Annotated in this window: 16 protein-coding genes and 1 pseudogene; 14 read left to right on the top strand and 3 right to left on the bottom strand. The window is 52.8% G+C overall.

The genetic code is table 11. The annotated features are described in order from the left end of the window. On the bottom strand, positions 1 to 390 hold the full coding sequence (locus K3T83_RS56870; RefSeq protein ID WP_236065283.1) for a hypothetical protein: 390 nt from the start codon (positions 388 to 390) through the stop codon (positions 1 to 3). 453 nt (positions 391 to 843) lie between these two features. Between K3T83_RS56870 and K3T83_RS51600 the strand changes: the two genes are divergently transcribed. The 3 genes from K3T83_RS51600 (at position 844) to K3T83_RS51590 (ending at position 2,764) form a co-directional block, all read left to right on the top strand. Continuing rightward, positions 844 to 1,272, top strand: coding sequence for a DUF6841 family protein (locus K3T83_RS51600; RefSeq protein WP_220210875.1), 429 nt, complete (start codon positions 844 to 846; stop codon positions 1,270 to 1,272). A gap of 532 nt (positions 1,273 to 1,804) precedes the next feature. Further along, the gene (locus K3T83_RS51595; RefSeq protein WP_220210874.1) at positions 1,805 to 2,293 is read left to right on the top strand and encodes an SRPBCC domain-containing protein; all 489 of its coding nucleotides are present in this window, start codon (positions 1,805 to 1,807) and stop codon (positions 2,291 to 2,293) included. An 87-nt stretch (positions 2,294 to 2,380) separates the two neighbouring features. Then, positions 2,381 to 2,764, top strand: coding sequence for a VOC family protein (locus tag K3T83_RS51590; protein WP_220210873.1), 384 nt, complete (start codon positions 2,381 to 2,383; stop codon positions 2,762 to 2,764). Here the strand turns inward: K3T83_RS51590 and K3T83_RS51585 are convergent. Both K3T83_RS51585 and K3T83_RS51580 read right to left on the bottom strand, forming a co-directional pair. Beyond that, complete coding sequence (locus tag K3T83_RS51585; protein ID WP_220210872.1) at positions 2,751 to 3,569, bottom strand: IS6 family transposase; 819 nt, start codon at positions 3,567 to 3,569, stop codon at positions 2,751 to 2,753. The two genes, K3T83_RS51590 and K3T83_RS51585, sit on opposite strands and share 14 nt — an antisense overlap. A 422-nt stretch (positions 3,570 to 3,991) precedes the next feature. Then, positions 3,992 to 4,585, bottom strand: a complete 594-nt coding sequence (locus tag K3T83_RS51580; protein WP_220210871.1) for a TetR/AcrR family transcriptional regulator — start codon at positions 4,583 to 4,585, stop codon at positions 3,992 to 3,994. Between the two features lie 294 nt (positions 4,586 to 4,879). On the opposite strand from K3T83_RS51580, the gene K3T83_RS51575 reads away from it, so the two are divergent. The 11 genes and pseudogenes from K3T83_RS51575 (at position 4,880) to cydC (ending at position 15,084) form a co-directional block, all read left to right on the top strand. Further along, positions 4,880 to 5,530, top strand: a complete 651-nt coding sequence (locus tag K3T83_RS51575) for an SDR family NAD(P)-dependent oxidoreductase (RefSeq protein ID WP_220210870.1) — start codon at positions 4,880 to 4,882, stop codon at positions 5,528 to 5,530. Between the two features lie 62 nt (positions 5,531 to 5,592). Next, positions 5,593 to 6,501, top strand: a complete 909-nt coding sequence (locus K3T83_RS51570) for an LLM class F420-dependent oxidoreductase (protein ID WP_220210869.1) — start codon at positions 5,593 to 5,595, stop codon at positions 6,499 to 6,501. Positions 6,502 to 6,598: 97 nt separating this feature from the next. Beyond that, positions 6,599 to 6,823, top strand: coding sequence for a DsbA family protein (locus K3T83_RS51565; RefSeq protein WP_220210868.1), 225 nt, complete (start codon positions 6,599 to 6,601; stop codon positions 6,821 to 6,823). 4 nt (positions 6,824 to 6,827) lie between these two features. Next, a complete protein-coding gene (locus tag K3T83_RS58425; RefSeq protein WP_220210867.1) occupies positions 6,828 to 7,007 on the top strand; it encodes a DsbA family protein in 180 nt (59 codons plus the stop codon). A 7-nt stretch (positions 7,008 to 7,014) separates the two neighbouring features. Beyond that, positions 7,015 to 7,215, top strand: a complete 201-nt coding sequence (locus K3T83_RS51555) for a DsbA family oxidoreductase (RefSeq protein ID WP_236065282.1) — start codon at positions 7,015 to 7,017, stop codon at positions 7,213 to 7,215. A 114-nt stretch (positions 7,216 to 7,329) separates the two neighbouring features. After that, on the top strand, positions 7,330 to 7,800 hold the full coding sequence (locus K3T83_RS51550; protein ID WP_220210865.1) for a nitroreductase/quinone reductase family protein: 471 nt from the start codon (positions 7,330 to 7,332) through the stop codon (positions 7,798 to 7,800). A 306-nt stretch (positions 7,801 to 8,106) separates the two neighbouring features. Next, positions 8,107 to 8,925 (top strand): annotated as a pseudogene (locus tag K3T83_RS51545) (IS6 family transposase). A gap of 244 nt (positions 8,926 to 9,169) precedes the next feature. After that, on the top strand, positions 9,170 to 10,555 hold the full coding sequence (locus tag K3T83_RS51540; RefSeq protein ID WP_220210864.1) for a cytochrome ubiquinol oxidase subunit I: 1,386 nt from the start codon (positions 9,170 to 9,172) through the stop codon (positions 10,553 to 10,555). A 20-nt stretch (positions 10,556 to 10,575) separates the two neighbouring features. Then, a complete protein-coding gene (gene cydB, locus K3T83_RS51535) occupies positions 10,576 to 11,598 on the top strand; it encodes a cytochrome d ubiquinol oxidase subunit II (RefSeq protein WP_220210863.1) in 1,023 nt (340 codons plus the stop codon). Then, positions 11,591 to 13,357: a thiol reductant ABC exporter subunit CydD gene (gene cydD / locus K3T83_RS51530; protein WP_220210862.1), complete on the top strand. Its 1,767-nt coding sequence runs from the start codon at positions 11,591 to 11,593 to the stop codon at positions 13,355 to 13,357. Before cydB ends, cydD begins: the two co-directional genes overlap by 8 nt. Further along, entirely contained in the window at positions 13,330 to 15,084 is a 1,755-nt protein-coding gene (gene cydC / locus K3T83_RS51525; protein ID WP_220210861.1) for a thiol reductant ABC exporter subunit CydC, read from the top strand. The genes cydD and cydC overlap by 28 nt, the downstream gene beginning before the upstream one ends. The last annotated feature ends 81 nt before the right edge of the window (positions 15,085 to 15,165 follow it).

Below are 15,165 nucleotides of genomic sequence, written 5' to 3'. Positions count from 1 at the left end.
CTATAGAAACGCATCAAAACGGCACCAGGAAGCCCAGCCTTTGCTCATCTTGCGTTGACACGTATGTTCCTTACACACCCGCAACAGATAGTGAAACTTTCGATCACGACAGATCTTCACCAATGGGAAACCGGTCAATCCTCGATCGGCAATCAAGGTGCAATCTGCCTCTCCCAGATACGGGATGATCTGATCGAGCAGACGTGCTACGATGCTCCATTGTTTTTCTTCCCATTTCTCCAGAGCTGGCATTACTGCCCATGCCACTGGCAAAACCCGCGAATGAACCAGCAAACCGAGATAGACGATGGTCGCATCAGAGCGAAATGTCGTACAATCAAGGATGAAGCGTATCGGCTTGCCCTGCCAAAATGGGAGCACCTGCGACAAAAAATGCTCCCAGATTTTTGTGACCACCACACGATATCACCAAAAGCGAGACAGAGCCCAAGAGTGAGCAATCAGCGTGTAGAGCGAGCAGCACAACCATTCACGACTTGAGAAACCACTTCTCACCTCTTGCATATAAATGCAAGAGTGGAAATAAACTACCAACGCTTGCCCACACCTTCGCGCTACAACGTTGCTCGCCTTCCCGTTCCTCGGCTTCTCCAAACACTCTCGTTGACCCCACGCGAAAAGCCGTGGTGGATCGTCACTTTCCAGCTTGAGTGCTTCGACGGAGGCAGGGTGATGCAGATAATGAGTGAAGCAAGGCCCAATTGATCTCCCCTGATCTTCACATCTCTTGCTCGCACGCTCGCTATTAGGACATCTTCTCACCGCTTTCTGTGCTACATTGTGAGAAGACACGACGGTGTGAAAAGACAAAGGAGGATGGGTATGGAACACATCGCTCATGCAACGGAATCCATTGAGGAGTTCTTTGCTCGTTACACGAAGTATCTCACAGAGGGTGACTTTGATGGTCTGGCGGACATCTACAACTATCCAGCGTTAGCTGTAACGGCTCTGGGCTGTCAGACCATAAGCTCGCCGCAGCAAACCCGCGACTTTTTCAAGCAAGGCCGGCAATTTTACCTTTCTCGCCATATCTCTGGGGTGCGCGCTCGCGATATTGTCACCGAGGTCGAGGTGCCTGGTATCTGGGTAGGGCATCTCGTGCTCGAAAATCGCGATCCCTCGGGTTCGCCCGTTGGTCAGGAGCACAATGCCTATCAAGTGGTGACGGTATCGGACGGGACGCGCCGTATAGCTGTCACCACTCCGCTGGATGCCTATACCCCTGATCAGAAGAGTGGCGTGAAGTAAGCATCAGGAATCTTTCAAACGAAACACCTTTTGGACCCAGGGCCGAGATACGCGGAAAATAAGACAGAGAAAAACAGCTTTTATTAGGTATGGCGCACAGGAGGTGCTTTTTCGCCAAAGGCTTGCTGTACATATGATAATTAAATGGGCGGATTGTTAAAAAATTGGATAATTAAATGGATAAGCAAACGTGCGTCAGGAAAGAGCCTGTGGAGCCATGAGAGATAATTGAGCTCATGATTACTATCATTTTCAACCCATTCTTACCCGTTTTACTGCCCACTTAATTATCCGATTTTCGCCCATAGAATAAAATGATTTACAGCCGGGCTTCCTGCTCTGAGGAGAGTCGGATTTTCTTTTTTGAACGATGAAAGACGAACGTAGAACCTCTTTGACGTTTCTCAATGCTCGTTTCACAACCGTTGACAATTGAGCAAGATCAGAGAAGTTTTCTCTGTTCGACTGCTCTATCCTTGTATTACTTGCAATATGCAAGCAGTATTGTGGATACGAAAAAGAGGAGAACATCATGACCAATGGAAGCCTACGCGATCTCGTCGTTACCCGTCTCTTCAACGCACCACTTTCGCTCGTGTGGAAAGCTTGGTCCGACCCTGAGTATGTCGTGCAATGGTGGGGGCCAGAGGGCTTTACATCGCCGTTTGCCCGCATGGATTTTCGGGAAGGCGGAACATCGCTCGTCTGCATGCGTTCGCCAGACCTCGGAGAGTACTACAGCACCTGGCGGTATGAGAAAATCGTGCCGATGCGGCGGATTGAATACATCCACAACCTAGCCGACAAAGATGGAAAGAAGGTCGATCCGGTCTCAGTGGGGATGCCGCCAGATTTCCCGCAGGATCAGCGTCATGAGGCCACCTTCAAAGACCTGGGGAACGGCAGGACGGAAATGACCGTGATGGAATACGACTGGACGGTAGGTCACATGATGGAGATGTCCAGATTGGGCCTGGAGCAGTGCCTCAAGAAGATGGCCACGAGCATAGCCCCGGCTTAGGTGCGTCTCGCTGTGCGGGCAGAAACGTTACAGGGCATTTCGCTCTATTTTTGACCGTAGAATATTAAGAAGGAAAAGGCGAGCAATATGGAAATGAAGCTTGAGCTGGTGCCGATCCCGGTTTCTGATCTTGATCGCGCCAGAACATTTTATGCTGAGAAAGTTGGATTTCACGTAGACTTTGATATGCAGCCTGGGAACGGTGTGAGAATAATCCAACTCACCCCACCCTGGTCGGCCTGTTCAATTGCCATTGGAACCGGTTTGGGCGAAATTTCAGAAATGCAGCCTGGATCGCACAAGGCACTGCACCTGGTCGTAGTGGGCATCCACGAGGCCCGCGAAGCGCTCGCGAGCCGGGGTGTTGATGTGAGCGAGGTGATCGGATGTGTCAGAACTGAGAACAGAGAAAGCGACAAAATGGCTGGATGGCTTCTCGCCCTCTTTTTCCTTGAGGTCAGGCTCTCATAGTGAGAGCCTTCAAGCTGTCCAGTCGTCGGCAAAAGAGCGCACGTTGTTGGGCAAGAGGCACTGATTGGTTCGTCATGGTGCGAAAGCGGAAGAACTGACGCACCTCATCGAAGGCGCAACAGAAGCGCGATGCGGATGTGAAACTTCCAAATCCGCGCATCGGGTAGTACCGCTGTTTGATGCCACGATGATCTTGTTCCAGACGGTTATTCAGATAGGGGTTACAGCGATGGACAATCATGCTACCAAGAGTCTCGCGAATCGCACGAGGATAGGAGCCATGTCCATCGGTCGTCACTTGTTCTGGAGCGTGGCCTACCATCTTGAGCGCTTGCTGGAAAAAGCGCTGAGCTGCATCCATATCTCGCTTTTGGCTGAGCATGCAATCAACGAAGTTCCCATCAGCATCAATGGCGCGATAGAGATAACACCACTTTCCATGCACTTTGACGTAGGTTTCGTCCACGTACCAGGACAGACCTGCTTGCCCATGTCGCCCAGCACGCAATTGCTCTGCCATCAGTGGAACAAACCGAGCCTCCCAGTCGCGAACCGCTTCATGAGTGAACACAAAGCCTCGCTCCAAGAACATCTCGGCAATATCACGCAAACTCAGCTTATACCGTAGCCTCCAGAGTACAACGAGCAGAACGATCTCAGTGGGATATTCCAAAAAGTTAAAAGGAGTGCCAGTGCGTTCGTTAAAGGCGCGTCGGCAGACCGAACAGCGAAATGTTCGGTATCCAAGGGTGGTTTTCTTCTGCTGCTCCTTTGTTGCGGAAGAGAGACAGTATGGGCAGTTCATGGTTCACTCCTTCTGAAGATGGGTTGGGTGATCGGTAGTATACCACAAGATAGATCTCTCCATTGCGACTTGTTCTCAGTTCTGACGCATGCATTTGACGCCGATCTGACACGCATCAAGGAGCTCCTCAAATTGGGACTCTCGGTACGCAAAATCGCCACCCTTTTGGGATATACGAACCATCACGCGTTTAACACCTACATTACCAAACGCCAACTTCGCGAACAAAGCTCATAGATGGCGAAGCCGGGAAGAATTCGGGTGATTTTAATCCTGGGGAAGTCTTAGCGGGAAAAATGGCACGAAAAAATGTTATCACCCCGAGATTGGAACATGGCAAAAAGTCACCGTGAAAAACGGCGACCGGAGAGCGGAGGGTGATGGTCAGTCCGAGTCGAGGGACTCCTGGATTGATCGATGTCTTAGCTGTCCCCAAACGCATCAGGGGTCATCCGCTCCATCCCCCCCGTGATCACGATCAGCGCCTGATTCGCCATCTGTTCTGCTGAGATCGTGTTCGTCCCCCGACACCATTGCACCACGGCCCCAAGGATCGCCCAACTCACCATCACCGCCATCGTTTCCACCGGCACCTGTTCTCGGACCCGCTCCTGCTTGAGCCAGGTCACCAGGAGTCTGGTCAATTCCTCTTGAATTGCCTGCTCAAGGAACGGAGTCATCGTTTCAGATGGGGGACAGCGGTGATAGATCTCGCGGAAATACTCGAACACCGTTTGGATGAGCAGGCGCAGGGTGGTTCTTCCCAACCTGGAGAGAGATGGAAGCTTGAGCGCGACGGCCTGGTGAAACTGTTCGCGGATGACAGCCTCCAGCAGGGCAAACTTGTCAGGAAAGTGCGCGTAAAAGGTGCCTCGATTGACCGTCGCCCGCGCCGTGATATCCTGGATGCTCAAGGCCGAAAAGCCCTTTTCTTGCATGAGTTCCAGGAACGCGTTCTGTAAGAGCTGACGGGTGCGTTTGACACGGGGATCAACATAGCTGGTCGATGTCGTCATAGCAGTCTCTTCTCTCTTTGTCTCATGTGCCAATGCCAGGCTCGGTTCTCATTCCCACTTTCCCAACATTTTCCTTTTTCGTGTTGGCTACCCAACAAAAGCGCCTGATTGATTATTGATTCGTGGGTCATCACATAGTAGCATTATAGACGACGGATACTGGTTAAGCAACAAGAATCCAGTATCCAACAGATGATGAAAAGAAGCGCAGTGCTTGTCCATGGTGCTCCAAGCTTGCCCGGAGAACATGGGGAGCCTCGTTGAGTGACGTATGACCGAAAGGATACTTTTTCTATGAAGACGTTAGCCATTGTCGGAGCAGGACCAGGACTTGGCCTTTCCCTTGCAAAAACATTTGGACAACACGATTTTCGCGTCGCGCTGATTGCGCGCAATCAAGAAAAACTGGATACCTACATGCAACAGTTGCGAGAAATGCACGTTGAGGCCGCCGGGTTCTCGGCTGATGTCTTACACACAGCACAACTGGAAGCGGCACTTGCCCGCGTCAAAGAGACCTTTGGCCCGGTAGATGTGTTGGAATACAGCCCGACACCCAGTATCACCGATGTGGCCTCAGTCCTGGATGTGGCTCCGGAGAATGCCCAGTTTCAGTTTGACTATATTGTGCGTGGTGCCCTTGCAGGTGTCAGAGCAGTCCTGCCTGATATGCTGGCCAAAGGTGATGGGGGGCTCATCTTCACCATGGGCGGGGCTTCCATCACCCCAACTCCGATGATGGGCAATGTTGGCATTGCAATGGCCGGCTTACGCAACTATGTCTCCAACTTACATGAGGTACTCAAACCAAAAGGGATCTATGCCGGAACCATGTCTGTCATGGGGTGGTTTAAAAACACTGATGAAACGCCTGCCCGTATTGCGGCCAGCATCTACGAGATGTATGAACAGCGAGAACAGGGAGAACACGTTTTCGAGGTATAGCGACGCACGCCTGTCAAAGATCATCATTGCTATCTGGAAATAGATGAAGAAGGAGATTGTTTATGCGTGTAGGATTACAGGTACAGAACTTTACCTGGTCAGATGATCAGGGACAACTTGGTGACACCTTTGCCACTATAGCGCGGCGTGCTGAGCGGGCCGGTTTCTCTAGTTTTTGGGTGATGGACCACTTTTTCCAGATCCCTATGGTCGGCCCTGCGGAGCATGAGATGCTGGATGGCTGGAGCGCACTCGCTTTCGTGGCAGGGATAACGAATCACATCAAGCTGGGTACGATGGTGACCGGCGTGACTTATCGCCATCCCGGGTTACTGGTGAAGACCGCGACCACGCTCGATGTGCTCTCGCATGGTCGCGCCTACCTGGGCATAGGCGCGGCCTGGTATGAAGAGGAACATCGTGCTCTGGGTGTACCATACCCAACCCTGGCGGAACGTTTTGAACGTTTGGAAGAGACGCTGCAGATTGCACACCAGATGTGGGAAGGTGACAAGAAACCCTACCAGGGGAAATACTATCAGCTTGAGCGACCGCTGAACTCGCCGCAGTCCGTGCAAAGACCCCATCCCTCCATCCTGATCGGCGGTTCAGGTGAGCGCAAGACGCTGCGTCTGGTGGCTCAATACGGCGACGCTTGCAATCTCTTTGCGCACCTGGGCAAAGAGGAATTGCAACGCAAGCTCAATGTGCTCCGCAGCCATTGCCAATCGATAGGCCGCCCCTACGAAGAAATTGAAAAAACCACGCTCGCTCTTCTCTCCATTACCAGAGACGGTCGCAATAATAGTGTGACACCAGAGGCCGCCATCGAGCATTTCAGAGGATTGGCGGAACTTGGCATTGACCAGGCAATTATTGCGCTGCCGAATGTGACCGATCTGGAGCCATTTGATCTGCTGGCCACTTGGATCATTCCAGAAGTAGAAAAAATGGAGGTTGCAGGTCGCTGAAAACAGCTGATCTTACCACCTCCGCCAGCACGACACGTTTGGAAAGGAAGCTCCTCATTAGTGATTGATAGATGATTCTATCTGAAGGGAAACAGACATGAATGTTGAGATTTGGGCAGATATAGCCTGTCCCTGGTGCTATATTGGCAAGCGTCGCTTTGAAGCCGCTTTGGCCGAGTTCGAGCATAGAGGCCAGGTGAACGTCACCTGGCGCAGCTACCAGCTTGATCCCGATGCACCTCGCACTTCAAAGAAAACACTCAATGAGGTGCTTGCAGAGAAACACGGCATGAGCATAACACGAGCTGTCGCGCTTCCATAACCAGATGACCGAGGTTGCTGCCCAGGAGGGGCTGGAGTATCATTTCGAACGGACGCGGTATGGCAACTCATTTGATGCCCACCGACTGATTCACCTCGCCGCCACCCATCACCTTCAGGGTGAAATGGAGGAACGGCTCTGGAAGCGCGTACTTTACCGAGGGGGCAGCGCTTGGGGAGACTGAGACACTGGTGAAGCTTGCGGTCGAAGCCGGCCTCGATACCGAGGAAGCTCGTGCCGTTCTCACGGGTGAGACCTATGCCAAAGAGGTGCGGGCAGATACCCAGAGGGCGAGACAATTGGGGATTGGAGGGGTGCCGTTTTTTGCGATTGACGAAACGTATGGCATTTCAGGTGCGCAGCCATCTGAAGTGTTGTTAGTATTAAAATGATAGCTAGACTTACCCTGACTCTGGCTCCGCTCATAGTGCCTGTTTTCTCTTTGTCTCTCGTGTGCTTCAAGTAGAGCATAAAATTATCGTTCATCATCTGGAGGTTCACACTGTATGGCTACGAATACCGCTCCATCTGCAAACAAACCACCTTCAACATTTGTCTTTAAGCTGGCAAATGGTATCGTGTCGGGATTATTACGTTCTCCTCTGCACGGCATCCTCAGCAATACCCTTATCCTCCTCTCTTTTAAGGGCAAGAAAAGCGGAAAGACCTACACGATTCCTGTCGGATATACCCTCAATGGCAATCTGGTAAAGATCGTCTCTAGTGCTGGCTGGTGGAAAAATCTGCGCAAAGACGTTCCCGTGACCCTCTGGCTGAAGGGCCAGCAGCACAGTGGCATCGCCGAAGCATTTTATGGCGACGAAAACGTTGTCGAAGCCATTATGGCCCTTGCGCCAAAATCGCAGCAGTTGCGAAAAATGTATCGCATAAGTTTGGACGCCAATGGCCAACCAAACCCGGAAGACATACGTCGGGCCGCGGCACATACTGCACAGATCCGTATTCGCCTCACGTGATTGAGGGCAGGTCCCTTTCTTCTACAAACTTGCTCTTCCGATCTGATTTCCTGCTCCTATGATGGATCATTTTCACATCGATGTGAAAATGATCCGAAGTCGCGTGAGAGTCGGCGTTACACGCCTTTTGACCTTGCTCTATAGCATGTTGAAATCGTTGAATCAGTAACATCCATACCTTGTGTCGTACTGATAGCTGGTCATTGACCCGAAATCTCTACTGGTTTGGCCCTCAAACTGGCACTGTTGCCTCGAATCGTACACAGGTAGCCCTATCCACACAAACGTTTGGATGAGGAGTATCCCATGAACTGTCCGTCTTGCCTCTCAGCAACCACTAAAGAACAGAACAAGAAGACCTCACTTGGCTATCGAACGTTCCGCTGCTCAATTTGCCAACACACCTTCAACGAACGGAGTGGTACTCCCTTCAACTTCCTCGAATATCCCACCGACATCGTCTTGCTTGTCGTGCTGTGGTGACTCCGCTATAAGTTAAGCTTGCGTGATCTTGCTGAAATGTTTTTGGAGCGAGGCTTTGTCTTCACCCATGAAGCGGTTCGAGGGTGGGAAGCACGGTTCGCTCCACTGATAGCAGAGCACTTCCAGGCCAAACGACGTGGACAAGTGGGAACTTCCTGGTATGTCGATGAAACCTACGTGAAGGTTCATGGGAAGTGGTGTTATCTCTATCGTGCCATCGATAGAGATGGCAACCTGGTCGACTCAATGCTCAGCCAAAAGCGAGACATGGAGGCGGTCAAGCGCTTTTTCAGGCAGGCAGTTGGAACCGTTGGTCATGTCCCAGAACGGGTGACGACCGATGGACATGATTCCTACCCACGAGCAATTCGCGAAATGCTGGGCAATGAGGTTCTCCATCGTTGTAACCCCTATCTTAACAACCAGGTGGAGCAAGACCACCGTGGCATCAAACAGCGATACTATCCAATGCGTGGGTTTGGATGCTTCTCCTCGGCAGCGCGTTTTTGTCGCGCCTTCGATGAACTCCGCCAGTTTTTCCGCTTTCGCACCACAATGAACCAATCGGTGCCTCTTGCCGGGCAACGAGCACTGTTTCGCCAACGATTGGCTACTCTCCAGGCTCTGGTGCGGGTATCCTAACAGACAGAGGGTTTAGGCGAGAAGAGCCAACCTCGCGTGTTGGTTTCCTGGGTTCTCAGTTCTGACAGAACCATCATGTCCGCACTATCGTGCCCATACATGTTTTCCCGCTCTTTAACAGAGCACGTGAGGGCACTGTGAGGCGATCGTGCTGTGTTGTGATGGCTTTGGGAGATTGATGAGCTACATTTGATTGTAGGTTTTGATCATTTGATGGTGAGGTGTATCAAAGGAGAGTGTTTTTATGGATGCAGTTACGCTTGCTCGCCTCCAATTTGCGATTACCACTGTGTATCATTTCTTTTTCGTTCCGCTAACCCTGGGATTAGTCATTCTGGTAGCTGTCATGGAGACGATCTATGTGCGCAGCGGCGACGAGGCGTATAAACGCATGGCTCGTTTCTGGGGACGCCTGTTTCTCATTAACTTCGCAATGGGCGTTGCGACCGGCATCGTGCAGGAATTTCAATTTGGCATGAACTGGTCTACCTATTCCCGCTTCGTGGGCGATATCTTTGGCGCACCGTTGGCTATTGAAGCACTGCTCGCCTTCTTCATGGAATCGACGTTTCTGGGAATCTGGATCTTTGGCTGGGAACGGCTCTCGAAGGGGCTGCACCTGGCAACAATCTGGCTGGTAGTGCTTGGATCGCATGTGTCGGCCTTCTGGATTCTGGTGGCGAACTCGTTTATGCAGGAACCGATGGGCTATGTCGTGCGCAACGGTCGCGCTGAGATGACCAACTTCTTTGCGCTGCTGACCAACCCCAACCTGTGGGTGCAGTTTCCACATGTGGTTCTGGCTAGCTGGGCTACCGGAGCCTTTTTTATTCTGGGGATCAGCGCCTATCATCTGGTGAAAAAGGTTGGCGATCAACAGGTGTTTCGTCGCTCGCTCTACATCGGCCTGGGCGTGGCGCTGGTCACGAGCATCTTGATCGCGACGACGGGCCATGTGCAGGCTCAGCATATGGTGCAGGTGCAACCGATGAAGATGGCCGCCGCAGAAGCCCTCTGGAATAGTGAAGAACCCGCCTCATTCTCCTTGTTTACGATTGGCAATCTCAACGGCACCAGCGAGGTATTCTCCATACGCGTTCCGTACCTGTTGAGCGTCCTGTCTTATAACAACTTCACTGGGAAAGTTGAGGGCATCAATCAGCTCCAAGCGCAGTATGTCCAGCAATACGGGAGCGGCAACTATGTGCCGCCGATCCCAATCATTTACTGGACGTTTCGCATCATGGTTGGTGCGGGAGCCTTGATGATTTTGTTTGCCCTCCTGGGACTCTTTTTCCTCTGGAGGCGCTCGTTGGAGCGGCAGAGGTGGTTTCTCTGGGGACTGGTCTTTGCGCTCTTCCTGCCCTACCTTGCCAACTCGACTGGTTGGATTATGACCGAGGTTGGACGCCAGCCCTGGATCGTCTTTGGCCTCCTGCAGACAGGTAATGCCGCATCTCCAACCGTGGGTGTAGCCTCAGTACTCACCTCGCTGATCGTCTTCACGCTCATCTATGGCGCTCTAGCTGTCGCCGATGTATATCTGCTGCTCAAATATGCCCGCAAAGATGCACAGGACGAGCCGGAGATTGCGGGAACATCAGATGACGCGCTGGCACACGCATATTAGCAGGCAAGGAGGAGTGAAAAATGAATCTCAATATACTCTGGTTCATCCTGATTGTGGTGCTGTTTATTGGCTTCTTCTTTCTGGAAGGGTTCGACTACGGCGTCGGGATGCTCCTCCCGTTCCTGGGCAAAGACGAAGAGGAACGCAGCGCGATTGTCAACACCATCGGCCCGTTCTGGGATGGGAACGAGGTGTGGTTGCTCACAGCTGGTGGCGCGATGTTTGCTGCCTTCCCGAACTGGTATGCTACGATGTTTAGCGGCTTCTACCTGGCGCTCTTGCTCATGCTGGTCGCGTTGATCGTGCGTGGTGTGGCCTTTGAGTTTCGCCATCGCGATGTCCGCCCGGAGTGGCGCTCCTTCTGGGATTGGATGATCTTTGTTGGCAGTGCAATTCCCGGATTGCTCTGGGGCGTGGCACTGGCGAATCTGATTGAAGGCGTGCCGATTGATGCCCATATGAATTATGTAGGTGGCTTTTTCAATCTGCTCAATCCGTTTGCCCTGCTTGGCGGCCTGGCCTTTGTTGCTATGTTCCTGCTGCACGGTGCCATTTTCCTGGCACTCAAAACGGAGGATAAGCTATTGCAGCGAGCGGAGAACATCGCGCGGCAGATCTGGTTCCCCACCGTCATTTTGATCGGTCTCTTTATCGGGAGTGGCTACTTTGTAACCAGCGTCTTTGAGCGCCTGGGCGTTGATCCTGGCATTGCGCCGCTAGGGGCGGGTATGGCGCTGTTGCTGGGTGGCTGGCTGATCCAGAACAGGCATTTTGGTTGGGCCTTCGTGATGACGGGCTTCACCATCGTGCTTTCGGCGGCCACTATCGCCATTGGTCTGTTCCCCAATGTCATGATCTCCAGCCTCAACCCTGCCTGGAATTTGACCATCTATAACGCCTCATCCAGCCCGTACACGCTGACCGTGATGAGCATCATCGCGATTACGCTGGTTCCGTTCGTACTGGCATATCAGGCATGGAACTATTGGGTCTTTAGGAAGCGCCTCTCATCTCACCAGACGGTTGCGGTGGCACATGAATAAGCGGTTGCTGCATGAGATCCGGCATATACACATCTATCTGGCTGCGACGGCGCTCTTCGCTGCCACGATGGGTCTGCTCATCATTGTGCAGGCCCGTCTGTTAACCCGAGCCATCGACGGCGTGTTTCTCAAGGGGCAGGCTCTGGCACAGGTTGTCTCTCTGCTCAGTATGTTGGTGGGTGTCGTGATTGGACGAGCCATACTCATCTGGAGCAATAGTGTCGTGGCCGCTCATGCCGCCACCACTGTCAAATCGTCCCTGCGCCAGCGCTTGTTCGCCCATATCCAGGCGTTGGGACCGGTTGCTCTCAGCAAGGAACGCAGCGGTGAACTGACGACGACACTGGTGGAGGGCGTTGAGGCGCTCGATGCATTCTTTAGTCAGATGTTGCCCCAGGTCTGCGCGACGTTGCTCATTCCCTGCATTATTGGTCTGGTGGTCTTCTTGACTGATGCCCTCTCCGGCCTGATCCTGTTGATTACGACGCCGATCCTGCTCCTGTTCATGTTTTTGATTGGCACCCTGGCCGAGACTCATACGAAAAAGCAGTGGGGCCTGCTCAGCAGTATGAGTGCTCATTTTCTGGATGTGCTCCAGGGATTGACCACCCTCAAAATGTTCGGTCGTAGCCATCGGCAGCAGGAGACGATCGCTCGTATCAGCGATCATTTTCGCAAAACGACTATGAGCGTGTTGCGCGTTGCCTTTCTCTCCTCGCTGGTGCTTGAACTGGGGGCGACGCTGAGCACGGCTTTGGTGGCGGTTGAGATCGGACTACGCCTGCTCTATAATCAGATACCATTTTCCGTTGCTTTTTTCGTCTTATTGCTTGCCCCGGACTTCTATCTGCCGTTGCGCACGCTGGGCACGAAATTTCATGCCAGTATGAATAGCGCGGCTTCTGCAAAGCGCATCTACGAGTTATTGGATACACCTGTGGCCTCGCTATCCGCCTCTGAAGTTGCATATCCAGAGGGGCAACCGATGCCAACCGTTCGGTTCCAGAACGTCAGCTATACCTATCAAGATCAAGCAGGAGACGAGCGCCAGGCCTTGCGCGATGTCTCTCTTATACTGGAGCAAGGACAGACCATCGCGCTGGTTGGAGCGAGTGGCGCTGGCAAAAGCACACTGGCCCATCTCTTGCTGCGTTTTATCGAGCCGCAACAGGGGACAATAGTGGTTGGTACGAGACCGCTGGAGACGATTCCTGTGCAGGTGTGGCGGCGACAAATTGCCTGGATACCACAGCGCCCTTACCTGTCTCATGGGAGCATTGCTGAAAATATTCGTATAGGATGTACTACTGCAACGATGGAGCAGATCATTCGAGCCGCGCAACAGGCGCATCTGCATGAATTTATCCAGTCGCTTCCCTGCAGCTACGATACGCAGATAGGCGAACGTGGCGTGCGACTGAGTGGTGGGCAGATCCAGCGCCTTGCCCTGGCGCGGGTCTTTTTGAAGGATGCGCCCTTGCTCATTCTTGATGAAGCGACAGCTCATCTGGATGAGGAGAGCGAGCAAGTGGTGCTGAAATCCCTTCAGACATTCCTCAAGAATCGCACGACGCTGATTATTGCGCATCGGTTGCATACGTTGCGGGAGGTGGATCGTGTGGTGATGCTTGAGGAAGGGCGCGTTGTTGCTGATGGGCCTCATGAGAGGTTGATGGCACAATCTCCCGCTTACCAGCGTATGGCGAGCGCCTATCAACGAAAGGAGGCCATATGGAAGCTCCCTTCTGGCGTTTGCTGACACTGGCGCGGCCCATTGTTGGCTGGCTCTTGCTGGCTGTGTTGCTTGGTGTGGCGACAGTCGCCAGCGGTATTGGGTTAATGGCGACCTCGGCCTATCTGATCTCTGAGGCGGCTCTGCATCCATCTATTGCCGCGTTGGAGGTCGCTATTGTTGGTGTCCGTTTCTTTGGCATTGCTCGTGGTTTGTTGCGCTACGTTGAGCGGCTCATCACGCATGAGGCGACCTTTCGCCTCCTTGCCCGCTTGCGTGTCTGGCTCTATGCTGCGCTCGAACCCCTTGCACCAGCGCGTCTCCTTGAGTATGTGCATCAAGGCGAGGCGAGCCATAGCAGTGGCGATCTTCTGAGTCGCATTGTCTCGGATATCGAGATGTTACAAAATTTCTATGTCCGTGTGTTAGCTCCTCCCTGCGTTGCAGCCCTCATTGCTGTGGGCATGTGGCTATTTTTTGGAGCCTTCGATCCCCGCATGGCACTGGCGTTTGTTGGCTGTTTCCTGCTCTCGGCAATTGGTATCCCGCTGGTGACGTATCTGTTGAGTCGGAGGGCCGGACAACAACTGGTGGAGGCACGTGCGGCGCTGCATGTGCGGCTCGTTGATCATGTACAGGGGCTGGCTGATGTGCTGGCCTTTGGACAAGAAGAGCGGGCCAGAAAAGAGTTGGATGTACTTGATAAAAAGTATAACAAAGCCCAATCGTCTCTGGATCAGATTGGTGGCATGCAGGAAGCGTTGAGCATGATATGTATGCAGATGACGGCTCTTCTGATGTTGCTTCTGGGCATTCAATGCGTACGAACTGGCCAGTTCAACGGAGTGTTTCTGGCGCTGCTCGTGCTGGCGGCGCTGTCAAGCTTTGAGGCAATTTTACCTCTCCCGGCGGCCTTCCAGCAGGTGAGCAGCAGTATGGCGGCGGCTCATCGTCTCTTTGCCCTCATCGATGCCAAGCCAGCGCTTCAGCAGTCGCAGCAGCCCGCTCCTTTACCACAAAACTATGAGTTGCGCATCGAGCATCTCCGCTTTCGCTATACGAGCGACGAAGCCGATGTTCTCCACGATGTGAGCTTTAGTGTGCCGGAAGGATGCTGTGTTGCTTTGATCGGCGCGAGCGGGATAGGTAAATCAACGATTGTTCATCTGTTACAACGCTTCTGGGATTATCACGAAGGGCATATCCTGCTTGGGGAGCGTGAATTGCGCGATTACGACCAGGATGAGGTACGCAGACTCATCAGTGTCGTCTCGCAGGATACTCATTTGTTCCACACAACCATTCGCGCGAATCTCCTGCTTGCCCGCGAGGATGTTAGCGAGGAGGAGATGATACGGGCCACACAGCGGGCGCATATTCATGAGTTCATTCTCTCGCTGCCACGCGGATATGATACGGAGGTGGGTGAACAGGGAGTACGCTTGAGTGGTGGTGAGCGCCAACGCCTGGCTATTGCCCGTGCTCTGCTGAAAAACGCTCCCATTCTTTTGCTGGACGAGCCTACGGCCAATCTTGATGCTGTGACCGCACAGGACATCCGCCAGATGTTGCGGGAGCTTATTTGTCGGCGTACAACGCTGTTGATTACGCACCAGTTCGCTGACATAGAGATAGCTGATGAGGTGGTTGTTTTGCAACAGAGTGAATACGGTTGTATGAGTGCTTTAAAATCGCTCTCTGAAATGGGCGGAGAGATCGCAAACGAGGCGATTTCAGTCACGGGTTCTTGGTAAATCGTATGAATGTTCGACGATTTTTGAGCCGAAACCTGGGAAATCGGCGCGAATGTTAGGAATCGAGCATTGGTTGCCTGA

The organism is Reticulibacter mediterranei (assembly GCF_016587455.1).
The sequence above is the reverse complement of the archived record's forward strand: the minus strand, read 5'-3'. Positions and strand labels throughout refer to the sequence as shown.